The organism is Ekhidna sp., from assembly GCF_965228795.1.
Classification (GTDB): domain Bacteria; phylum Bacteroidota; class Bacteroidia; order Cytophagales; family Cyclobacteriaceae; genus Ekhidna.
Window position 1 is genome coordinate 2,961,584 of the sequence record NZ_OZ245839.1, and the last position, 23,704, is coordinate 2,985,287.

General features: G+C 38.8%; 22 protein-coding genes. 14 read left to right on the forward strand and 8 right to left on the reverse strand.

Annotated features, from left to right (window positions below; all coding sequences use genetic code 11):
• Position 1 precedes the first annotated feature (1 nt).
• Complete coding sequence (locus ACQK2H_RS13255) at positions 2-373, forward strand: hypothetical protein (protein ID WP_425391925.1); 372 nt, start codon at positions 2-4, stop codon at positions 371-373.
• On the opposite strand, the gene ACQK2H_RS13260 is transcribed toward ACQK2H_RS13255, so the two are convergent.
• On the reverse strand, positions 362-808 hold the full coding sequence (locus tag ACQK2H_RS13260) for a DUF4920 domain-containing protein (protein WP_425391926.1): 447 nt from the start codon (positions 806-808) through the stop codon (positions 362-364). The genes ACQK2H_RS13255 and ACQK2H_RS13260 overlap by 12 nt on opposite strands.
• 199 nt (positions 809-1,007) lie before the next feature.
• Here ACQK2H_RS13260 and ACQK2H_RS13265 point away from each other — a divergent pair, with 199 nt between their 5' ends.
• Together ACQK2H_RS13265 and ACQK2H_RS13270 are read left to right on the forward strand one after the other, a co-directional pair.
• Positions 1,008-1,175 (forward strand): hypothetical protein, encoded by a 168-nt coding sequence (locus ACQK2H_RS13265; RefSeq protein ID WP_425391927.1) that lies wholly within the window; start codon positions 1,008-1,010, stop codon positions 1,173-1,175.
• Between the two features lie 117 nt (positions 1,176-1,292).
• Positions 1,293-2,549 (forward strand): tetratricopeptide repeat protein, encoded by a 1,257-nt coding sequence (locus tag ACQK2H_RS13270; protein ID WP_425391928.1) that lies wholly within the window; start codon positions 1,293-1,295, stop codon positions 2,547-2,549.
• Here the strand turns inward: ACQK2H_RS13270 and ACQK2H_RS13275 are convergent.
• Positions 2,546-3,001, reverse strand: a complete 456-nt coding sequence (locus ACQK2H_RS13275; RefSeq protein ID WP_425391929.1) for a hypothetical protein — start codon at positions 2,999-3,001, stop codon at positions 2,546-2,548. The two genes, ACQK2H_RS13270 and ACQK2H_RS13275, sit on opposite strands and share 4 nt — an antisense overlap.
• A gap of 213 nt (positions 3,002-3,214) precedes the next feature.
• Complete coding sequence (locus ACQK2H_RS13280) at positions 3,215-4,225, reverse strand: quinone oxidoreductase family protein (RefSeq protein WP_425391930.1); 1,011 nt, start codon at positions 4,223-4,225, stop codon at positions 3,215-3,217.
• 83 nt (positions 4,226-4,308) lie between these two features.
• On the opposite strand from ACQK2H_RS13280, the gene ACQK2H_RS13285 reads away from it, so the two are divergent.
• The 3 genes from ACQK2H_RS13285 to ACQK2H_RS13295 are packed head-to-tail and all read left to right on the forward strand — an operon-like array spanning position 4,309 to position 6,556.
• A complete protein-coding gene (locus ACQK2H_RS13285) occupies positions 4,309-4,644 on the forward strand; it encodes an arsenosugar biosynthesis-associated peroxidase-like protein (RefSeq protein ID WP_425391931.1) in 336 nt (111 codons plus the stop codon).
• A 2-nt stretch (positions 4,645-4,646) separates the two neighbouring features.
• Positions 4,647-5,684: an arsenosugar biosynthesis radical SAM (seleno)protein ArsS gene (gene arsS / locus ACQK2H_RS13290; protein ID WP_425391932.1), complete on the forward strand. Its 1,038-nt coding sequence runs from the start codon at positions 4,647-4,649 to the stop codon at positions 5,682-5,684.
• A 14-nt stretch (positions 5,685-5,698) separates the two neighbouring features.
• A complete protein-coding gene (locus ACQK2H_RS13295) occupies positions 5,699-6,556 on the forward strand; it encodes an ABC transporter substrate-binding protein (protein ID WP_425391933.1) in 858 nt (285 codons plus the stop codon).
• Positions 6,557-6,631: 75 nt separating this feature from the next.
• Here the strand turns inward: ACQK2H_RS13295 and ACQK2H_RS13300 are convergent, their stop codons facing one another.
• Positions 6,632-7,366 carry a pentapeptide repeat-containing protein gene (locus tag ACQK2H_RS13300; protein WP_425391934.1) on the reverse strand — a complete coding sequence of 245 codons (735 nt, stop codon included), beginning with the start codon at positions 7,364-7,366 and terminating at the stop codon, positions 6,632-6,634.
• A gap of 827 nt (positions 7,367-8,193) precedes the next feature.
• Here ACQK2H_RS13300 and ACQK2H_RS13305 point away from each other — a divergent pair.
• Positions 8,194-8,517 carry an HPF/RaiA family ribosome-associated protein gene (locus tag ACQK2H_RS13305; RefSeq protein ID WP_425391935.1) on the forward strand — a complete coding sequence of 108 codons (324 nt, stop codon included), beginning with the start codon at positions 8,194-8,196 and terminating at the stop codon, positions 8,515-8,517.
• A 243-nt stretch (positions 8,518-8,760) separates the two neighbouring features.
• Here the strand turns inward: ACQK2H_RS13305 and ACQK2H_RS13310 are convergent, their stop codons facing one another.
• Complete coding sequence (locus ACQK2H_RS13310) at positions 8,761-9,279, reverse strand: DUF4251 domain-containing protein (protein ID WP_425391936.1); 519 nt, start codon at positions 9,277-9,279, stop codon at positions 8,761-8,763.
• Positions 9,280-9,407: 128 nt separating this feature from the next.
• On the reverse strand, positions 9,408-12,290 hold the full coding sequence (locus tag ACQK2H_RS13315) for a PD-(D/E)XK nuclease family protein (protein ID WP_425391937.1): 2,883 nt from the start codon (positions 12,288-12,290) through the stop codon (positions 9,408-9,410).
• A 157-nt stretch (positions 12,291-12,447) separates the two neighbouring features.
• On the opposite strand from ACQK2H_RS13315, the gene ACQK2H_RS13320 reads away from it, so the two are divergent.
• Positions 12,448-13,452 carry a hypothetical protein gene (locus ACQK2H_RS13320; protein WP_425391938.1) on the forward strand — a complete coding sequence of 335 codons (1,005 nt, stop codon included), beginning with the start codon at positions 12,448-12,450 and terminating at the stop codon, positions 13,450-13,452.
• Between the two features lie 51 nt (positions 13,453-13,503).
• Here ACQK2H_RS13320 and ACQK2H_RS13325 read toward each other — a convergent pair whose 3' ends face one another.
• Positions 13,504-16,632, reverse strand: a complete 3,129-nt coding sequence (locus tag ACQK2H_RS13325; RefSeq protein ID WP_425391939.1) for a UvrD-helicase domain-containing protein — start codon at positions 16,630-16,632, stop codon at positions 13,504-13,506.
• A 224-nt stretch (positions 16,633-16,856) separates the two neighbouring features.
• On the opposite strand from ACQK2H_RS13325, the gene ACQK2H_RS13330 reads away from it, so the two are divergent.
• From ACQK2H_RS13330 to ACQK2H_RS13355, 6 genes are all read left to right on the forward strand, one after another.
• On the forward strand, positions 16,857-17,216 hold the full coding sequence (locus tag ACQK2H_RS13330) for a TonB family protein (protein ID WP_425391940.1): 360 nt from the start codon (positions 16,857-16,859) through the stop codon (positions 17,214-17,216).
• A 196-nt stretch (positions 17,217-17,412) separates the two neighbouring features.
• A complete protein-coding gene (locus ACQK2H_RS13335) occupies positions 17,413-17,796 on the forward strand; it encodes a PadR family transcriptional regulator (protein ID WP_425391941.1) in 384 nt (127 codons plus the stop codon).
• Positions 17,748-20,435, forward strand: a complete 2,688-nt coding sequence (locus ACQK2H_RS13340; protein WP_425391942.1) for an FtsX-like permease family protein — start codon at positions 17,748-17,750, stop codon at positions 20,433-20,435. The genes ACQK2H_RS13335 and ACQK2H_RS13340 overlap by 49 nt, the downstream gene beginning before the upstream one ends.
• Positions 20,436-20,626: 191 nt before the next feature.
• Positions 20,627-21,322 carry a CoA transferase subunit A gene (locus ACQK2H_RS13345; RefSeq protein WP_425391943.1) on the forward strand — a complete coding sequence of 232 codons (696 nt, stop codon included), beginning with the start codon at positions 20,627-20,629 and terminating at the stop codon, positions 21,320-21,322.
• An 88-nt stretch (positions 21,323-21,410) separates the two neighbouring features.
• A complete protein-coding gene (locus ACQK2H_RS13350; protein WP_425393140.1) occupies positions 21,411-22,067 on the forward strand; it encodes a 3-oxoacid CoA-transferase subunit B in 657 nt (218 codons plus the stop codon).
• Between the two features lie 34 nt (positions 22,068-22,101).
• Positions 22,102-22,929, forward strand: coding sequence for a CvfB family protein (locus ACQK2H_RS13355; RefSeq protein WP_425391944.1), 828 nt, complete (start codon positions 22,102-22,104; stop codon positions 22,927-22,929).
• 56 nt (positions 22,930-22,985) lie between these two features.
• Here the strand turns inward: ACQK2H_RS13355 and ACQK2H_RS13360 are convergent, their stop codons facing one another.
• Positions 22,986-23,471: a hypothetical protein gene (locus ACQK2H_RS13360; protein ID WP_425391945.1), complete on the reverse strand. Its 486-nt coding sequence runs from the start codon at positions 23,469-23,471 to the stop codon at positions 22,986-22,988.
• Positions 23,472-23,704: the final 233 nt, after the last annotated feature.

Consider the following 23,704-nt stretch of genomic DNA (forward strand, 5'->3'; position numbering starts at 1 on the left):
TATGAAACTTATCATTCGACTTATAATTATTGGAGCTCTCACCTATTTTATTTCCCCACTTTCAGTGTGGTGGTCTGCGATGGTTATTGCATTTGTAGTTTGCTATATCTCACCTTCTTCCGGCTTAAACGCTTTTGTAGCCGGATTTCTTGGAGTAGGCCTGGTCTGGATGGGACATGCATGGAATTTGGACGTACTTAACAAATCAGCCTTTAGTTCTCAAATTGCCGAGATATTGCAGGTGAACGAACCAATTCTATTGGTTTTTGCTACAGGGTTAATTGGTGGTCTGGCAGGTGGCTTTGCCTCATTGTCAGGAACCAGTTTCCGACAACTATTTATTAAACCAAAGAAACGAAGCTTATATAGCTGATTTATCCTCTTTAATTAAAACGCCGTTTGCAACGAAGGTAATGGACTTCTGCATAGACGGGTCATAATCTTTGCCACTATCCTCTGCATAATGCCGGGCCACATCTTCATCTATGATTTCCCTGGAGGCAACACCTTCCACGATTACCTCCTGCCCATTGATATCTTTTGGAACAAAGAACCCATAGTCTTTAAACGTAATTCGGATATTAGCTCCCTCATCATTTTTCAGCATCATCCAGCAACCTTTCTTCTGACAGACTTCTTCTACCACCCCTCTTACTTTAAATGATTGCTCTTCATCACTGACCTTTTTAATAAAGTCTGACGTGGCAATCGCGCTTTCAGAGGTAATAACCTCCCCGTGACTGGAAAACTTTTCCTGGGGTCCTGAGCATGCTACTATCAATAATAAAAGGAAGGGTAAATGTTTCATAAGTCATTCTTTGAAACGAAGATAATATCAGTTTATAAATCAACAATAAAAAAAGATTGAATAAAATTTATTTCTCCTATAACGTTATGATTATCAAAACATTACAAACAATAAAAATAATTAAAAAAAAATCTTTTAGTTATGTGTAAAATTAATTTTTTACCATATATTTGTTTCATCATTTAAACCTTATAGAGTTATGAAAAGAAAATTATTTACAGCAGCACTATTAATTGTAGGAGCACTATCGTTTACAGCTTGTTCAGAAGATCCAGCTATGGAAGAATTAGTAGAAGATATTGAAATCAATGCAGAAATGACTGATGGAAGCGACGGGGATAATGATGATGATGGACCCGGTTCTTGATTAAACTTCAACCAGTTAATTTCATGTATCAACATTGAATCAAAACGATTCATCTAAAAACACCACGATTCGTGGTGTTTTTTTTTATATTGCACTCTAAGAAACAGTTATTCTGGAATGAGGATTTTATTTCTCGTATTAGCTTTCTTTTGTCAAGTCGTTTTAGCCAACGAAGTTGGGATTAAAGAAAAAGTCAAACAGATAGTCAAGGTCAGTAAATCAGACTTTGATTCATCTATTGTTATGGCTAATGACTTACTTGACGAATCCAAAGAGCAGGATTTCGATGAGGGGATCGTTCAAAGCTATTTTACCTTAGCATACCTATATAAGAATAATGGAGATTATGCTAAGTCAATTATATTCTATTTAGAGGCCATTAGGTACGCCGAAGATTCCGATTATGAAGGTGTTCAAGCTACATTATCGTCATTGTATAAAAATAGTGGCAATATTTTCAGAGAGTTCAATTCACATTCTTTAGCTAGAGAATACTTTGAAAAGTCAATTCGGATAGCTGAAAAATTAAATGACATACATCAGGTTATTAGCAATAAATACAATTTATCAGGTGTGTTTCTTGATGAAGAAGACTACAGTGGGGCTGCATTTCTACTTGAGTCACTTCTTCAAATGGAAGAAGCCAGTGAGAGCAAGCTTTACTATGATATTCTAAACAGACTAGCATATGCTCATTTAAAAAACAATGATTTTGAATCAGCAGCTACTTATGCAAAAGTTATCGTAGATAGCACCTCGGTTGCCAAACCGAAGCTTGTAGCTTTTGCTTACCACAATCTTGGTGCTGTCGCTTCTAAAAAAGAGGAATTTCAACTTTCCAACCAATATTTCAATAGTGGCTTGGAATATATTATTAAAGAAGAAAATTTAGTTGATAAGACGGCAGAATTTGAATTGCTTCACAATCAAGGTAGAAATCTAGTATTGTGGGATAAAAGCGAAGAGGCTTTAAAAGTTTATCACACTGCTGAATCCATGATTCCAACATTAACTCAACAACCTAAATATTTTGAGTTATATCAGGATATTGCAACTGTATATTTCGATATGAAAGACTATGATCTATCGAAAAAATACACAGACCTATATTCTGAGAGCATGAATAAATACCTTGAATTAAAAGAGGAGATCCAACAAACAGATAAAAGCTACAACATGGATCTTATCACTAAAAGATATTTTGATGAGGTGGCTAAGCAAGAACGAATTGCCTCTATCCTATTCTACTCAAAACTGATATCAGGAACCTTACTTGCACTACTGCTAATGACCATTGGATATAACTGGTATCAAAAAGTGAAATTGAGAAAGAGTATTGTTCAGGAGTTAATGGACCTGAAAGTCATTAATTAAACCTTCAATTTTAGCTTCTGCTTAAGTACATTAAGCATTCCCTCCTGTCTTTCATGAAGCAGTATAAGTTTGTTCTTCTGCTCAGAGGATTCTTCCATCATGTAATCCACTAATTCTTCAAGCTCTAATACCTCATGAGACTCTGGTGTGTGTAACCTAAGTTTAACAAAAAGCTCTTTGATGCGAGCCTGGAGGTTTACATGTGTCGGGGCAATTTCATTTGAAGTAACGATATCATCATTCCACATTGAACCTTCTCCTTTAATGAGCCACTCAGCGTTTAGCTTATCATAGGTCTTAAGAATATTGAGAATGAGATCGAAGCTAGGCTTGCTTCTTCGTCCTTTAATGATATTAAAAATAACCGTTACACTCACATTCAAACTTTCTGAAAAAGAGGTAGGGTTCATATCAAGCACCCTTATTAGTTTGTGTATACGATCATTTATCATGAGATAAAATTAATAAATACTTTTTAAGTCAAAAAAAGAAGGGTCGCTTGTGGGCAACCCTTCATCATTAAGAACCAGCTATGGAAAATAGATACTCACTATCTATGTTTCGAATTTATACCCTTTTCAGAATCTAACAAAGGATTTTTATATTTTTTTTATCAAATGATAATACCAAAGAGTTATTTTAGATAAAACGAAAAAAAATTAAGACTAATTAACTTTTATTACGAGCTTACCTACACTGTCTCGAGATTCCATAAATTTATGGGCTTCAGGTAGCTCATCAAACTGGAAAACTTTACCAACAACAGGTTTTAGATTATGCTTATTTGTGAACTCAAGTAACTCATCCCAGATATCCACTGTAAGCGCTTCGTTCTCGGTTAAATAGCCGATATGAGATGCATAAATTCCTTTGCTCTCAGTAGCCATTTTCATCATGTTCACCTTTGGAGCATCCAAATAGGTTTTAACCCAGGATATTGGATTCCACCACTTTATATTCATACTTGCGAACCCTATGACCACAAGTCTACCAAACGGATTTAGAAGTTTCATGCTTTTTTTGAAAACATCTCCTCCTACTGTTTCAAGAACGCAATCAACCCCTCCTCCATCATTCATTATCTCTTGATAAAAGTCTGTCTTGCGATAGTTGATGGGTTTCCCACCGAGTTTCTTCACCAGGTCAAGCTTCACATCCTGACTGGCTGTTCCGTACGTCACACATCCTAAAGCATTACCGATCTGAACTGCTGCCGTGCCGACACCTCCTGCAGCTGCCTGAATCAGCAGTCGCTCACCGGAAGATACCCTGCACAGCTTTTTAAGCCCTACCCATGCCGTCATGAAATTTACAAGATATGCTGCATTCTCCTCCGGAGTGAAATTTTCAAAAGCTGGAAAACACAAATGCTCCGGTGCACAGGTATACTCAGCATACGAACCATACTGTTGTCCTATAATTACTTTATCCCCAACTTTGTGTTTTGTAACTCCTTGGCCCAATTCCACAACTTCTCCATAGCCCTCCATCCCCATTACATAAGGCTTTTTGGGAGCCCAGCTGTATTGACCTTTTCGAGAAAGAATTTCGGCATAATTGATTCCGATTGTCTCAATTTTGACTTTCACTTCACCAGCACCAGGGACAGGAGCTGGAATTTCTTCCAGTTTTAAAATCCGTGGCTTACCTGTCTTACGTAATTGATATGCCTTCATTAGTAATTTGTATGACGTTTCGCTTGATTATATAATGGAGAGGCAATTTAATACTTTAAATTCACGAGAATAACTCCAGAAAAATGAAAGAGACCTATTACAATAAAGAAGATTTAAACAAATTCGGAGAAATCACCGAGTGGCAAAAGGAACTAGGTGATAAATTCTTTGATTACTACAATGATGTATTTAAAGAAGGAGCACTAACAGCTCGTGAGAAATCACTCATTGCCTTAGCGGTTTCTCATGCCGTTCAGTGTCCTTACTGCATAGATGCATACACATCAGATTTATTAAAAAAAGGTGTAGATGAGGAGCAGATGATGGAAGCTGTCCATGTAACGGCAGCAATTAAAGGTGGAGCAGCACTTGTGCATGGCGTACAAATGATGAACCACGTGAATGACAAACTGATGTAAGAATGCTAAAATCTCTAAAAAGGCTCAATCACAAATTATCTTCTCCTGAAGGTCAAATCGAGGTGTTGGATGATGCTGAGTCTATCAATATCCCTTCTTTTCAAGACAAAGTATCTGATATTGGGCTCTCACCACTAAAGCCAACAGGCATAGAAATATTTCAGGTGAATGTTGGGAAAATGTGCAATCAGGTATGTGCGCACTGTCATGTGGATGCGGGTCCGGATCGAAAAGAGATAATGACTCGCGAGACCATGCAGCAATGTATTGACGCGATCAAGGGTACGGATATTAAGACTGTAGATCTTACCGGAGGAGCACCCGAGATGAATCCCCATTTTCGATGGTTTGTGGAAGAGCTTACAGCAATAGGTAAACAGGTGATCGTTCGATGCAACCTAACGATCATACTAGCCAACCCCAAGTACAATGACTTACCTGCATTTTTCAAGAAACATAAAATAAACGTAGTATCGAGTCTCCCATACTTCACAGCAAAACGAACAGATGCTCAGCGAGGTGACGGTGTGTTTGACAAATCCATTAAAGCCTTACAAATGTTAAACGCTGTGGGATATGGCAAAGAAGGATCGGATTTAAAACTGGACTTAGTCTATAATCCCGCAGGTGCATTTTTACCTGGCGATCAGGAAACGCTGACATCACAGTTCAAGCGTAAACTCCTCGAATACGGCATCACTTTTAATGACCTTTTTGCAATTACAAATCTTCCGGTAAGCAGATTTCTAGAGTATTTAGTCAAAACAGAAAAGTATGAGGATTATATGCATGAGCTAGTCAATGCATTCAATCCGGCTGCTGCTGAAGGCGTGATGTGTAGAAATACATTAAGTGTAAGCTGGGATGGTTATTTATATGATTGTGATTTTAATCAAATGCTTGAGCTTAAGGTGAATGCGCCAAGTCACATTAGTGAATTTGATTTAGCTTCGCTGACTGACCGTGAAATCATTCTCAACCAACACTGCTATGGGTGCACAGCTGGTGCCGGATCAAGCTGTGGCGGTGCAACTACATAATCGTATTTTCCTTGATGAAAAAAATTAGAATTGGAGGAGTTCCTGAGCACTTTAATCTTCCAATACATCTGGCTATTGAAAACAAATACTTCCAAGAGGCTGGTATAGAAGTAGAATGGATAGACTTTCCCGGAGGGTCCGGCTACATGAAAGAAGCACTAAGGGCCGGAGATCTTGAACTTTGCATTCTACTTACAGAGGGAATAGTCACAGATATATTGAAAGGGAATCCTTCCAAAATAGTAAGCGGACATGTAAACACTTCGCTTACGTGGGGCATCCACACAAGCATTTCAAATGAAGATTCATCCATTTTTAATAAAAAAATTGCCATAAGTCGGTTGGGATCCGGCTCACATCTGATGCCCATTGTTCATGCGATGATGGAGGATGAGCAAATATCTTCGGATCAATTTAAGGAGGTAAGGGATATCAATGGAGGAATAGCCTCATTGAATGATGGTAGTTCGGAAATATTTTATTGGGAAAAATACACGACCAAACCTTACCTTGAAAAACATGCCATCAAGAGAATTGGCGAATTCATTTCGCCATGGCCCTGCTTCATGATTGCTGCAACTAATCAGGTGATACAATCAGATCCTGATCTGGTAAGCACAGCTCTAAAGATCATTCATCGGTCAAATCAAGCATTCATGAAGTTGGACAATGCAGCCAAACTCGTATCAGATAGGTATCAACAAAACCAGAAAGATGCGGAAAGATGGTTTCATTCCACGGAATGGGCAGTCAATGGGTGGGTTAGCGATAAAATGCTTGAAGGGGTACTCTACTCTCTCAAAGAGGCCGAAATAATCTCAAAGGAAACCACTACAAAAAACCTAATTTGGGATCGAAATAAAATGAATTAAGAAAGCCTCATCTAACAGTAGACGAGGCTTATCTTGTTGAGTCACGAGTTGGTATTCGTGTATATATGAAGAGAATTAATTGTCTGAATCAAGCATATATTTTGTGAAGCTCTGGCCATTGATTTTAGTATACTTGGCATCTATATCATCATTTACCTTGAGGTTGGAAATATCAAAATCACCCCTGGCTTTCAGGTACTTGATATTCCAGGATTCCTCAAAAATGGCAGCATTAAAGCTCGCTCCCTCATCAAATTGAGCATATTTAAAGGTAGCATCATCATCAAAGTACGTATTTGAAAAGTCTGCCATCTCATCAAACTCTGCGTACTTGAAAGTAGTCTCTCGCTGAAATTTTGATCCTGAAAAGTCGGCTCTTCCATCAAAATCAGAGTATTTAAACATCGCTTTCCTTTGAAACTCACAATTAGAGAATGTCACCTCTCTATCAAAATCAGCAACAAAAGTGTAGCCTGATTGGTCTTCATGGATATATGCCAGCACATCATCTTCAAACACACAGTTGACAAAAGAAATGCTCACATCAATGGACTCTTCTACTGTATTACCATCGCCATTCCACCATTTCGATTTTCTTGGTAATTCGGGAAGCTTTTCGGCCATATATGTAAAATCAAGTTCTCCTATGATGGTGGCATTTGAATAAGAAATGCTTTTCCCTTCTCGTATATCTTCCATGATCTGAGATGCTTGTACCTGCTTTTGAGCAAATGCTCTTAACAAGAACATACTAAACAATACGAGCATTGCTATTCTAATTTTAGTCGATTGAGAGGCTGATATTTCCATGAGTAATTATTAAGGTGTTTGTATCTAAGATGCAGCTACTTTAAAAAAGTTGCATCGGTTATTAGATATACCTCAAAGAAACGGGATAGTTACAACCAAAAAGAGATCGGTAAAAAAGCAATGGTGAATGGTTGCCTTAAAAATCCAAAAGGCGAGGGACACTCGCCTTTGGGTTGGTGTGGCCTATACGATCCGAAATCATAAGGTCCAATCTAACCACCTAATGGACTTAGTATTGAAAACTAAACCCATAATTAATTTAGAAAATAAAAAAACCACTTCAAAGAAATATTGATGAAATAAAACAAGACTATTGGTTACAGACTTTTTCATCTGCGATTCGTCCTATTTACTCAAGATCATCTTGATACTTTATAAAATAAAAAAGCCTTTATCGTTAAATAATAAAGGCTAGATACAAACAAAATATGTAAGTATGAAGAGGATCTTTAATTGCTCATAAACATAGAGCTATTATGACTGGAAGATGATTTCTGCAAGTGCTCGAAGTGTGAACATTGCAATCAAAATCACAATTCCAATTCGTGTAATTATTGATGATGTCTTAGACATTTCCATGGCGGTGGCGCGTTAATTATGTGATGCAAAGAGAACCTTAAGAAGGATGATTTGCAAGGGTTTAAAAACTATTAATATTTTATTAATGCTATATTTCTACGAACTTAATATTTGAATAGACCAGATACCCTTATTTAAACGATATTTTATTCTGACTAAACGCCTTTCAGAAGAATTGGTTTTAAAGATTCAAACTTATTATTCATGATATATTTCAAACATATCCGCTAGCTACCGATTTAATAAGTATGGACATACAAGTAACACCAGTAAATTTTAATGCAAGTCAGGATCTAATTAATCACATGGCTGAAGTTTTTAAACCATTAGAAAAATTTCATGATGGGATTATTTCAGTAGATGTATACCTTGAATCTATAAATGATGAAAAGTCAGATAAGCTTGTGAAAATAAAAATATTGATCCCAGGGCATGAGATCTTCATGCAACACAATGAGGGTGATTTTGTCAGTGCATCACAAGTAGTTTATGATAAAGTAAAAAGACAGCTGAAGGATCGTAAAGAGCAGGACAAAGACAACCATCAAACACGTCCGGATAAAGTGTATTAACCCGAATTATGCTTATTACATAATTTGGGATCAATGCCGCTTAGTTAAGAAAATTTTTCAGCAATTTGATTAAAATCCCTGACCCCTAAAGGGGAAATGACTTAAACAAGTAAGTCATCCCTTTAGGTACTGAGGGTAAGGAAGTCTTAACTAAACGGCATTGAATTTGGGATAAAAACAAGAACCCCTGTCACTCTTGACAGGGGCTCACTCAAACTACTACTCTACTACGACTAGAATCTTTTAGAATATTGAAGTTCCCTCAAATTGAGAGATATTATTAAGTGCGACCAAATCTCCCTGGAATGTGGCTCGCAAACCAAAACTTCCATTTATAGAAGCAGTGGCATTACCAGAAGCATTGACAGATAAGTTGATGTTAAGATTTCCCAATGCAAATGATGAAACGATCATTGTAACGTTTATCCCACGTTTTGAACTGGATATATCATAAGTCATCAGCCTACCATTCACCGTAACACCACCCATTCCATTCATGCCTACCCTGGAAGCATTAGCCGTTTGAATTACTACCTCATCTCCTTCTACCTTTATAAAATTGTTTTGCTGCATCACATTGAAAGCGGCCGTTCTACTTCTCAACATGTTTGCTTCTAGTGCAAAGGCTTGATCTTCAATCATAGTCTTGATTGAATCAAGTTGCTCTTTGGCCTTCTGCTGGCGCTCCAGCTTTCTTAATTCTTTGGGTGAAAGTGATTCACTATCCACACTCTGCGCCATCACACCCAGTGAAAAAAACATTGATAAAATTATTCCTAACTTCTTCATTTTCAGTCTCCTTTCTTATTCATACAACAAGAATGAGACAATAAAAATGCCAGTAAATCTAAAAAAATGTTAAATTTTAATTATAACGCTTTTAAGGCCGATTATCTGCCACAGATTCCTTTGAAGTCACAAAAAACGCACTTCTTTTCATCGGCTGTTTGATCGAATGCCACCGTTCTGCTGAAAATCTCTTCAAGTAGGTCTTTCATGTGTTCCTCAAAAGAATCCAGATAGGGTGAAGCATCTGTAATTGGTTTGCCATTCGTTTTTAATCTATAATCAAAGTCAGGTTGAAAAAATTGCTTGATGTTAATCAGCCCTGGCACAATTGCTTGCTCTTTGCCATATTTAGAAGCATATAGCCATGCATAGAAAAAGGTTTGATAGCCTGCTTTTCGACCATCTTTATATCTTCCATTTACTTCCGGATTAAAGATATTTTCGAAAGCTCCTATTTCTGTGTTGTCACGTCCGGTTTTGTAATCCAATACTCTTACCACATCATTTTTTCGATCCACCCGATCTATATCAGCTCCGAGCTTCACGTTCCATGCCTTATCTCCATTCGGATTTATCGTGAGTTTACGCTCATATTTATCTTCAGCTTCCAGGCTTATTATTTCAAAAGGAACATACGCTCTATCTTGATCGAGCACTTGCTTTACAAACTTGCGAATGATGTCAGCCATGACCACATTCCGGTCTTTGAATTCAAACCTTTTGCGGTCTTTCATTCCAAACTCTTCTCTAAATGCTTTTTCCATAGCCCCGTCGATAGAGCCTTCAAGTCTTAGGAAATCATTCGCATCTATTACCCGTGCGCCTTTTTCCTTAATCGTATCGCGATATAAATACTCTAATGTCCGGTGTAATGCATTTCCAAAGTGTCGCGCATCAAGATCATCACTCATCTCATCACCTGAAAAGAGCCTGAGCACATACCTGAAATAGAACTTGAGCTTGCAGTCCAGGTAGATATTTAACGCTGAAGCTGACAACCGTTTCTGCTCTCTGTCAGCGACAGCATCCGTATAAATCGACAACCGCTCCAATACGTCATCCGAAGTATCAATACTAATTGGATTGATCTCTCTTACTTCGATTGAATTGCTGAGTTTTCTTCTCTTTACTTCAATGTCGCTTTCCAGCTCAATCTGACGAATAAATCGACTAACCTCCCCACTCATACCAAAATCAGCATACATATTGTAATAGAATGAGAGCTGACCGGCAAATTGAAACAAGCGATAGAATAGATATGCAAAAATGGAGTCCTGCGTTTCAAATGTTGGCAGATCAAATGCTTTGCGGATACGATACGGTATAAATGAACCGGAACGTTGAGAGGAAGGAAATATATCTTCATTCATATTGAGCATAAAAACATACTCAAAGTCCAGATTTCTCGTTTCAAGCACCCCCATGATCTGCAATCCCTCCACCGGTTCTCCACTAAAAGGAATTTTTACTGATCGGGTAGCTTTTCTAAATAGGCTCTTGAACGTTTTGGTATCTATGACTGCATCCTGCTTATCCAGTATTTCTCTCAGCCTTGCCAAAAGTTGTTGAAAGTGATAAAGGTATTCTCGCTCTAAACCGAAGCGTTCCACAACCAAATCTCCAAGCACAGCTATGATTTCCTGAAGGTAACCCGTCAGGCTCTCCCTCTCTCCTACTTGCCTGAATATGGTATTAAGAATAGTAGAATTGAGCTTTTGAATTTCTTGCTGAAATACCCTTATCTGGTTTTTCTTTTTTATCTCAGCTATTAGCCTGTCTAATGGGTTTTTTTCCTCTTTGTATAGGTATGGATGGCTTAGAATATCAACGGTTGGCTTATGATAAAAAGAAAGCCCATTCTCAGGAGAAAGGCTGCAATGTTCCTGCAGTTCTATTGCGGCTTCTAACAATCCAAACAATGGTGTATCCTTCAATGGATAGCCCATGGTGACATTCAGTTTGTCCACTTGATCAGGAAGTGCATTTAAAATAGGAAACAGCATGTAATCCTGAGGCAGAACAACCACAATTTTCTCTTTTTTTACACCCCTTTGCAAGAGTCGTTCAATCTCTTCACCTATAAGTTTGGCTTGTCCAACCTCCAGAGAAACACCTGTTACTGAAACATTCTTTTGCTGATTGACGGTCTGCGGAATCTTCTCCGGAAAACTGGATCCCAGCACACTATCTTTGGCATACTTCCTCAGAAAATCTCCCGCCTCCTGCTTTGTGTCACTTACGTAGTAGTCATCGATATCCCAAATAATCTGAGCATTATACTGAGAAACGAAATGCTTAATAAGTACTTCTTCCGCATACGTCAAGGCGTTAAAACCAGCGAAAACCAAAGGCTTTCCTGAGTCATAGTTGATTAATGAGTTATCTTCTGCCAGCTCACGGTAAACATGCGATGTATACCCTATACCTTGTTCCCTAATTCGTTCTTTAAATGAAGCATATACTGGAAGTAGGATTTTCCATGTTTCTACAAATTGTTCCTGAGTTTTAGTGGAGGTTGGTAAAAACTCCTGCCAAAACTTTTTAATGATCTTCTCCTGCTCTTCATCGAGAAAATAGAAGTCTTCAGCAAGCTGCCGATCATCTTTGACATATTTAAACAACTGCTCAGGGTTGACCAAATAATGATCCACTTCTTCGAAATCCCTTAAGAGCATTTCACCCCAGAAGTAGAAAGACTCGAATCCTTCATTCTTCCCCTGATGCTTTTTGAATGATTCGTATAATTCAAAAATCAGTGTAAGCGGATCTGCTTTTTTAGTTTCAGAAAAACCAAACAGAAAATCCTCCAAACTCAATGTAGATGGAGACCATACCGGAGATTCAATTTTTTGTGACAGGTGTTTTTTGAGGAACAGTCCGGCCCGTCTATTAGGAAACACCACAGTGACATCACCCAGATTTTCTTTGTGATTGGTAATTAGGTAATTGGCTACTGTCTCAAGAAATTTCGAATGCTGCTGCAAGAGGTTATAGCTATTTGATTCTTGATGTAATATTCTGAATTCTCTACGATAATCACATCAACAAGGAAGGTAAGTTATCCACATAAATCAGATATTGTTGTCAAGGGGTCTAGACCAAATATTGCAGAAAACATTATTTTTGAAAAAAATCAATAAAATGAAACAAAATCACCTAATCGTACTAATCTTCTTAATTTTAATGGGATGTCAGGATAGCTCAGAACCTGTAATCGAAGATACTCCTGATGGCGAAAAAGTCTCCTACACCTTCAATGTCAAAGACCTAATTGAATTCGATAATCAACCCATCGGAGGAAGGACATCATCTAATGAACTGACCTATTATCTATTAGAGATTCAGGATGTAACTAATACTACTGTTGAATATGCATCTGGTGTTTTCGACCACCTACCCACAAATATCAGCGTAGATTTATATGTAGGCAGAGACTATAGAGTATATATTAAAGCGCTTCGAAAAGGTGATACATATGGTATTGTTGTAATTCAAGATAGTGTACTAAGAGCCTCATCAACTGGTGAGACCATCACCAACCGCATTACTTATGGAAGTGGACTTAATGCTTCATTTGGGACAAACAATGATACCTATTACTATAGTACTTCGGACAGTTCAACAATAACAGAAACTTTATCGAGTCAAAGTGGCTTTGGAGGTGGTGGTCCCAAACCAACACTGCTGGATACTTATCTTGCCAGGGCTGATATCAACCAGGTCTTACCAATTGATTCAAACATTTATTTTTATATGGCAAGAAATGTTTTTGCGTTTGAAGCAACGGTTAACAATCTTAACAGTGGTGCACTTTCTGTAAGTATCAGTGGTGTATCAAAAACGTTTGATGCGACTTCCAACATGACCTGGGGCCATACGCTTTCATATGGTTTCCTATCTTCAGACTCATCCTTGTATGAAAGTAATATGAGAGTAACTGTTATAAAGTACGATACGGTGGCTACAGTTGTAGAATCGGAAACATTGTATGATCAAAATGTTCCGTTCAAACGTCTTCATCGAAAATTCATCGATATCACATTGCCTCAAGATACTACAGCAGCAGATACAACAGGATCAACAACCTTCCATATAACAGTTGACGATCAACCGATCGTTGATGGGGATACCTTGAATATTCAATAATATTTGTGAATGATAAAATCAAAACCTGCTCTTTGAGCAGGTTTTTTCATTTTATGAAGTCTTAATCACTTCCCCACTTTTTAGATAAAGCAGGTAGCCTTCTACATTATATCCCATCTCTGAAAGTAGCGCAGTGTATTCTTTTAACTGACGATTGTCTTCACTTTTAGATAAACCGCTTTTAAAATCAACCACAATGGCACTATTGCCATTAATGATTACACGGTCCATTCGCTTAACTTCTCCATCTTTCGGAAGCACAACAACCTCAGTCTTTACCTCGCCTTTACCATCAAACCATCCTTTTACCATTTCATTTTGCCATAGATTATTGATCAACCGCTCGTAAATATCTCTATCTTCTTTCGTTATCTGCATGCCACGCTCGTATCGGTCCAGCACATCAGCAGTATCCTCGTAATGAATGATTTCAGATAATATTTGATGGAGCAGAATTCCCTCATTTCTACTTTTTTCTACCTCATCATCATAATATGCCTTCCCTGTTTTTCGAACTTGTAACTTATTACTCCATTTATTCGAGCTATAATTAGCCAAAGCAATCATTTCATCTTTTGACTTTCGATGTTTTATAGGAATGGTACCAATCCGAAAAGTTTTAGAAGCATCATTCCATCCTTCAATGGTATTGTCTTCAAAGTAGCTCCAAAGTAGCTTACTAGCTGTGCTATACATTTTTTCTTTTCGGCTTGGTGGCGGATCTGCAAACACGATAAGTGCATTTTCAGCACGTGTAAATGCTACATATAGCACATTCAGACTCTCCAAATGCCACTTAGCAATGTCCTTTTGGTAGTTTTCTACAAAGCGCGTTTTTTCCAATTCTGATTTATAGTCTACCGGTAAATTTTCTCCCTCCTGATATGGAGACTCATACCACACCGGCCGTGACTTGCTGTTCATATCGAAGTTGCAGAAGGGCACGAATACAATAGGATACTGTAAGCCCTTAGACTTATGTGATGTGATAACCTCAACTGCATCCAATGCTCCGGTCAGTTGAACCGAACGCTTTTTCCCATTGTCTTCCCACCACTCCATAAATAGACGAAGATCTGACCGATTATTTTTACTAAACTCCAATACTGCATCCTGAAAAGCCTGGAGATACACATATTCGGATTTCAAGGAGTTCAGTTCAAACGTTCGAACCAACACCTCAATCAGCTCAAGAATAGGAAGGTGCAACAGGTGTTGCTTGTACTTAGTAAAGGATGCAGGAAGCCCGGATTGCCCCAGCTTGCTAAAGTCATCATGGGAGGTAAATGATTGCTGCTTAATAAGCTTACGGTACCTGTATGTCAGATCGGTCTGAATACTGATATCTTCCGGATGGATCAAATGATTGAATGCAGATAGCAGAAGCTGTACCACTTCGGAATTGGATAGCAGCATTCCTTCAGCTGATATCACTTCGATTTGAGTTTCGTGTGTTCTGCGATAATCCAGCACATGACTCACGATCTCAGAGGCCTCTTTGTTAGACCGCACCAAAATTGCCATATCATTCAAGTGATGACCTTCAGTGAGCAATTGTTCCATATGAAAAATCGTTTGTTCAATGGCGTTGCTTTTCCACTCCTTACGATCCTCGACCTCCAAAAACTCAAGATGCACAAGTCCATCTATCTCCTTATTGTTAGGAGCTACTTCCTGCTCCACACCCTCATAGGTTTTAAGAATCATGGCTCGCTCTTTCTCAGATATTATCCCTCCCATCTCATCGACCATCACCTTCGGTAATGCCGAGAACAATTGATTATTAAATCCAACGATATTTTTCGCACTCCTCCAGTTGGTGGTTTTGGAAGGGTCAATATGCGTTTGTGAGATGTCCTCCTGGACTTTTTCCAACAGTAATGTGGGGTCACCTCCCCTCCACCCATAGATGGATTGCTTTGCATCACCCACGATGATGTTTTCATTTCCGTTGGCCAGGCTTTCTTCAAGAAGCGGCCTGAAGTTATTCCACTGAAACTGTGAGGTATCCTGAAATTCGTCAATGAGAAAATGAGAATACCAGGTCCCGACCTTTTCATAAATGAATGGTGAACCACTATCATCAATGATTTGAGAAAGGAAGTCAGGAAGGTCAGAAATCATAATCACTTCCTCCTCTCGCTTATAATCTTGCAATCGCTGCGCCAGGTCTGTCATTAAACCCAATGTGTACAGATGCTTTAATACTGCATTAGCAGTATAATATGCCTGTTCGTTTTTATCAATGAATTCCAACACTTCATTCATCAAAGGGATGAACGAGGTTTCTGCCGACTGAATGATATGATCTTTATTACTGGCTGATTTAGATGTCCATGCAGAAGGGTCCTCTCGTGCTTTTTCTACTCTTTTGGTAAGCAATGAATCATATTCCTTTTTTCTAAGCTTAGGAAAAAAGCCTCCGGGACCGGCATATTTATATGTCAAATCATCGATAGATAATCCGGCATTTTCAAGTGCTGAATCAAATCTATCAGCAATACCTATTAACGTCTGCTCAAAAGCAGCTTTTTGCCTGGATAGGTTAGTCTTCAGCTCCTTGACTTTATTTTTTATCTGGTCATCTGTAAACTGACCTTGAGGCAACTTCTTAAACTCTTCCTGAAAAAGTTGTTTTGCCAGCCTGCTTACCTGATTTTTAGTTTCATAACCTTCACCTTCGCCTAGCCCCTCCATGGAAAACTCCACCAACCAATTTCGCAGTTGTTCATTGTGCTCAACACCTTCATAGACATTAGATGTAATAAATTCAGCAACTTTATCCGTATCCAGTTCTATTCCGAAACTGCCTTGAAGTCCGATTTCTCGTGAGAATGAACGTATCACCCGATGAAAAAACGTATCAATGGTGGTGATATTGAAGTAACCATAATGATGAAGTAAATGTGATAGCGCGCGCTGTGCCGCCTGGATGATCTGTTCGTTGGATTTATCCAGCTCCTTTTGAAATACCGGTATTAGTTCATGTTTGCCTTTTGCAATATCAATGAGAAATTCCAGTACCCGCTCTTTCATCTCCTCTGCAGCACGATTCGTGAAGGTAACGGCTAGAATTTTCTGATAATAGTCTTTTGATCTTAAGGCAAGCTTTAAATACTCCTTAGCTAGTGTATATGTTTTTCCCGAGCCTGCGGATGATCGATAAATGGTAAGCGACATGCTACGAAAATAGCCCCGGAGGGTGTTTTCTATTGTTAATTGTCTAATTAGTTATCCACAAAACATCTTTTAAACCCATTAAAAGGCTTATTCATCGACAAATACTCTCAATGTTACCTTAATGTTAACAAAAGATTACCGTAATTTTGATTTTACGTAAACTTTAGATAACATTACATCGTTATTAATTTAACATTTAGGAAATATTTAAACAGAGGGAGATTATGAAAAAGCAATTATTAATTCTAGCAATGGTATTTTGTGTAATAGCAACGCAAGCCAATAATGGCGATGGAAAAGCCGTGAGTCCAAAGCCTATGAATTATAAAGAAGTGGTCTCCAATATCGAATATCCGCTCGTTTGCAAAGAAAAAGGCATTGAGGGACAAGTTTTGGTAACACTTAAAATCAATAAAGAAGGTAAAGTTATCAATCATCGATTTGAAAAATATCCGTGTACTGATTTGAGAGACGCGGTTAAAGATATATTACCAAAGCTTAACTTTGAACCTGCAAAAAATGCTAATGGAGAAGCAGTTGTTGGAAAAATTGCAGTTCCTGTTAACTTTAAGCTAACAATCTAATTTAAGTAATTAAGTTAGATCAATTTGTAGACCGCCCTGATTCGTTGGGGCGGTTTTTTTATGCCCCATCAGGTCTTCCAATCATTAATCGTCCCATCACTCCAAGTGATGGGACGACTCATTTCAACCTTTTTATATTATTTACGTTTAGAAATTTTATCATTTAATTTACATTTAGAAATTTAATATTAACTAAGTGAAAGAGTATCAACTAGGTGAATTTGAGGAAATCGTTTTACTAACAGTAGCCATCCTACATGAAGATGCATATGGTGTATCTATTAAAGAGGAAATTGAAAATAGACTAAATCGTAAGGTAAGTGTAAGTGCGCTTCAATCCGCTCTTAGAAGAATGGAAAAGAAAGGGTATCTAAAATCCAGCTTCGGGGAAGCCACTGCTATACGCGGAGGTAAAAGAAAGCGATACTTCAAAGTAACTAAAACAGGTAAGGCTGCATTGGACTATTCTAAAGAAACACGCATGAATCTTTGGAAGGCCATTCCTGATGTAACATTCGAATACTCAAAAGCATGGATAAGCAGCGGAATTCTCCCCCTTCCTGGTCTACAAAATTTCTAGCATGGTTTCTCAAAGAAGACTACTACGAGGATGTACAAGGAGATCTGGAAGAGGAGTATCAATTATTAATTAAAAGCAAAGGACTAAATCGTGCCAGAAGATGGTACAACTGGCAAATCATTCGGCTTTTTAAGCCTGAAATGGCCAAAAGAATAGAAGCTCAAAACTCAATAGAAAAGGAAACGACTATGTTTAAAAACTACTTTAAAATTGGACTAAGAAACCTATGGAAATATAAATCCAGTACGGTAATCAATGTAGTTGGCTTATCAACAGGCTTAGCTGCATTCGTATTAATTGCACTCTTTGTGAAGGATGAACTTAGCTACGATACGCATCATGAACATGCTGAGAATATCTACAGAGTCACCATAAAAAACTACACCATGGAAGGTGACCTTAGCAGGCATTGGGCATTTGCCTCTGCCGGTCACGCCAGCAGACTCAAGGAAGATTATAGTGAGATCACACATGCCACCCGATTCTATCCATGGGCGTTTCCTGACCTCAAATACGGAGATCAGGAATTTTTGGGGGAGCCTGTCATCTTTTGCGATGATGATGCTTTTGATATTTTCAGCTTCAAATTCATCGCCGGTAGTGCCGAAACAGCATTTCCGGATGTGTATTCTTTGGTACTAACCAGATCAAGCGCGGTAAAAATATTCGGATCAGATTGGGAAGAGCAAAATATTCTGGGCGAAACAGTAACCCTTGAAAGAGATGGACAAGGTGCGCCTTTTAAGGTAACAGCAGTAATGGAAGATATGCCTGACCAACAGCATTTCCATTTCGATTACTTAGCTCCTATACGATTCGTGGAAATGATCATGGGTGAAGATGCAGCTAATAATGTAAGCGGTAACTATAATTGGATGACCTACATACGCACATCACCTGGAGCTAATATTCCCAATCTGACCCTAGGTGCCAATGAAGAATTTTGGGACAAATACATCGGTGAGTTCCAATCCGGAGTTTATGCAAGAGATTTTTACGACTTTGTTTTTCAGCCGATGCTGGATATACACCTCACTTCCAACCTGGAGGGTGAATATGAAACCAATGGATCAATCGATCAGGTTTATATTTTTAGCATTGTTGGGATTCTACTACTACTTGTAGCATGCGTCAATTACATGAACATTGCCACCTCTCACTACTCACGTAGAATGAAGGAAGTGGGTGTAAGAAAGGTAATCGGAGCTTTCAAATCTTCATTAGTCAAACAATTCCTATCCGAGTCATTATTGGTTGTGCTTGTGTCATTGCCACTGGCAGTTCTTCTTATTTTCTGGGCACTCCCCTACCTCAACGAGTTTATGGATAAATCACTTGCTTTTAATCCGATCGCTCAACCGGATATTTTTATAGGACTCATTCTATTAATGATTCTGGTTGGTGGTTTAGCGGGGATCTATCCCGCCATCTTCCTTTCAAAGATAAACCTGGTACAAGCACTAAAGGGTGAGCAAGCAATGAATGCGAGCAAATGGAACTTTCGTTCTTTTTTAGTCACATTTCAGTACGTTGTAACCATTGGACTCCTCTTCGCAATTGGTGTGATTGAAAGCCAGATGGGATTTATCAGAAACTCTGATCCGGGCTTTGAAAGAGAACAGATGCTGAGCATGTTTCTTCCGAGAGGAAACTACAATTCTGAGACATTTAGAAATGAATTATTGAAAAACCCGAAAATTGAAAAGGCTGCATACTCTTCACGGATACCTACCGGACGACTTGCGGATAGTTGGGGATCCCGATTTTTTAAAGGTGACTCTGCCATTTCTACTAACTTCAGATTGCCGGTGGTGACCATTGATAAACATTTTCTGGACACTTATGGGATCGAAATGCTTGCCGGTGAAAATTTCCGTGAAGGAACAGAGACTGTACTGCAGCAAGACACAACATCGATTGGGTATTATGTTATAAACCAGGCCGCAGCTGAAGCATTGGGCTTTAATGATCCAAATGAAATCGTGGGTAGAAAACTAGGTTATGGTCCATCTGAAGGAAGAATACTTGGTGTAATGGAAAATTTTCATTTTGAATCTTTACACAGTCCAATTGTGCCAATGGTCTTTATCAATATGGACAGATACCGACGAATAAGTCTCAAGCTTTCGGGGGAAAACATGCGTGAAACACTGGACTATATCGAAGGTGTTTATGCACAATTTGATCCCGAAACAGAAGCGAACTATCGGTTTGTAGATGATCTATTTGATGAACAATATCAGAATGAAGAACGACTTGGTACTATGATCAAGGTATTTGCGGTGATTGCGGTACTTATAGGATGTCTTGGATTGATCGGAATGGTTGGCTTCATCATTGAAACAAAGATCAAAGAAATAGGTGTCAGGAAAGTATTAGGTGCATCTACCACCAGCATTTGGATGATCATCAGCAATCGATTCATGATCCTGATTGGAATTGCATTTCTTATCGGTCTACCGATTGCCTATTGGTTTATGAATGACTGGCTGGAAACATTCGTCTATCGAACTTCCATTTCGATATTCCTGATTCTAATGCCAGTTATTGCCGCAGCTTTACTGACTATCCTGGCAATTTCCTATCAAACCATCAAAGCCACTCGGGTAAACCCTGTGGAGTGCTTGAAGGATGAGTAAGGAATTTAAATATCTAGTATAAGCTGTCTTAAAAAGGTCTTTGATCATAAAAGTCATTCTGACGAAGGAAGAATCTCTTTAAGAGTTTAATCTCATTAAATTGTCAAAAGAGACCCTTCATTAATTCAGGATGACAGACCTTTTGGAGACAGCTTCTTTTTTAATTTGCACATTCGCAATAACTTCAAACCATGATTGATAAAGTAGTAGCTAATGCGGAAGAAGCTATCCGCGGAATTGAAGATAACATGACCCTGATGCTTGGAGGGTTCGGACTATGTGGCATTCCTGAAAACTCCATTGCTGCACTAGTCAAAGCAAACATTAAAGGCCTGACCTGTATTTCCAACAATGCTGGTGTTGATGATTTTGGTCTCGGGCTGTTATTGCAGAAAAAGCAGATTAAAAAAATGATCTCATCTTATGTGGGTGAGAATGCGGAGTTTGAAAGACAAATGCTAAGCGGTGAATTGGAAGTAGATTTAATACCACAAGGATCACTCGCAGAAAGATGTAGAGCCGGAGGTGCCGGAATTCCTGCATTCTTCACACCTGCAGGATTTGGAACGGAAGTAGCCGAAGGGAAAGAAGTGCGGGAGTTTAACGGAAAACCTCATATTCTGGAATCAGCCCTAACTGCGGATTTCGCCATAGTAAAGGCGTGGAAGGGTGACCGGGCGGGAAACCTGATTTTTAAGGGCACAGCACGAAATTTCAATCCGCCAATGGCGATGGCCGGTAAAATAACTATTGCGGAAGTGGAAGAGCTGGTGGAGCCGGGTGAACTAGACCCTAACTTCATCCACACTCCGGGAATTTTCGTACAGCGAATCTTCCAGGGTGAGAAATACGAAAAACGAATTGAACAACGAACAATTAGGACTTAGTTGATTGGTGAATTGGTTGATTAGTCCTGCTAATTTTAAAACCAATCGCAAGTCCAATTAACTAATTACTAATTGACGAATTAACGAAATTATGCTTGATAAAGACGGAATTGCAAAGAGAATCGCACAGGAACTGGAAGACGGCTGGTATGTAAACCTGGGAATAGGTATTCCTACATTGGTGGCCAATTACATTCCCGAGGGAATTAGTGTGGAATTTCAATCAGAAAATGGATTACTTGGCATGGGCGGCTTCCCTACTGAAGAGCAGGTAGATGCCGACTTAATCAACGCAGGAAAACAAACGGTAACTACACTACCAGGAGCTTCCATTTTTGACTCCTCCACCTCTTTCGCAATGATTAGAGGCCAGCATGTGCAGCTAACGGTGCTCGGTGCAATGGAAGTGACTGATCAAGGGGATATTGCCAATTGGAAGATCCCAGGAAAGATGGTAAAAGGTATGGGTGGCGCAATGGACCTTGTCGCGTCTGCCAAAAACATCATCGTAGCGATGATGCACACCAACCGAGCGGGCGAATCAAAGCTTTTATCGGAATGCACACTTCCTTTGACAGGCGTGAAATGTGTAAACAAGATCGTAACAAACTTGGCAGTGCTTGATATTACCCCTGAAGGTTTCAAATTAAGAGAACGAGCCCCTGGTGTTTCAGTGGAAGAAATAAAAAACGCGACGGCCGGAAGGTTGGTGGTTGAAGGTGATATACCAGAGATGAAAATCTAATCCTAAAGAAGTCACATGACCTATCTTTGTGCCAATGAATATTGGCCAATATCATAACCTTAAAGTAGATCGGATTACCAACCCCGGGGCGTTTCTTACTGATGGAGAGCAAGATGTGCTCCTTCCGACAAAATATATTCCAAATGGAACCCAAGAAGGCGACAATCTTGATGTGTTTGTTTATCGCGACTCTGAAGACCGGATCATTTGTACCACGCAAAAACCCTATGCAACAGTCAATCAGTTTGCATACCTCAAAGTAAAAGATGCCAGTAATGTTGGAGCTTTTTTGGACTGGGGGATTGATAAGGATTTGCTCGTTCCATTTCGTGAACAAAAAAATAAGCTACAACGAGGACAGTGGTCTTTGGTGTATCTGTTTCTGGATGAGAAAACAGATCGGATCGCAGCAACTGCTAAGGTTGCTAAATACTTTGATGACGAAATCTATTTAGAAGAAGGCGAAGAGGTTGATCTATTAATTGCCAACGCTACTGACCTTGGAGTAAATGTCGTGGTTAATAATCGCCACAAAGGTTTGATTTTTGAGAATGACCTTTTTCATGATGTGCTTGAAGGTGATCGGGTCAAAGGGTATGTAAAGACTGTAAGACCAGATGGTAAAATTGATATTAGTTTAAGGAAAATTGGTCTTGAGAATCTCGAGATTGGAGCTCAGCAGATATTGGATGAGCTAAAGAAAAGCAATGGCTACCTCCCACTCCACGACAAGAGTGACCCGGATGAAATACAATCGCTGCTTCAAATGAGCAAAAAGAACTTCAAACGATCAGTAGGGATTCTGTATAAGAAAAAGCTTGTAACAATTGATACTGAAGGTATCTCCCTTAATAGCAAATAAAAAAGCCTCGCCATTTTGAATGGAGAGGCTTTCATTACTTTATGTTTTAACAAAGCTTATTCTTCGCTTTCGTCATCTTCCTTAGGGGCAGAGGCTTCCATTAATCCATCATAAATAACCTGATATTGTGCCTTTACTTCAGCATCAGATTTAAGCGCTTTTTTGAGGTTATTATACAACCCAGCGCCAATATCCTCTTTGATTTTTCCGATGTATACCTCTTTAAAAGAAGCGGTCATAGAATCATAGTTTACTTGAATTTGCTCAAATGCCATCAACTCATCAGAAGTCACTTCAATTTCCTGAAGCTTAACTGAATCTCCTTTCGCTGATTTGATCTCTACAAACCTGGCTGCTGCCAACGTTTCGTCGTTATTGATCCATCCATTATAAACTTCAGTCATACGTTCTTTCTCATTTTCAGCCCACACCATGACTGTCGCATATTGAGTTAACTCCTCGTCGCTAAATGACACTTCATCTTGTGCTTTAGCCAAGCCCATTCCGGCTACTAAACACATCAACAGTAGTATTTTCTTCATTTTTATTTTAGGGTTATTTAATTAAGAATTCGCAAGTATATAGAAAGGAATATTATGTTTTAAAGGCTTCAAAAGATCATTTCAGACAAAACAAAAAAGCCGACATTTTGTGTCGGCTTCTTTCAATTTAAAAATTATTATTTCTTGAACTTATCGAAGAGATAGGAAAATCCGTCACGAATCCCCGTATAAGCAGTCTCAGTTTCTTCTTTGATGTCATCTACTTTTTTAGA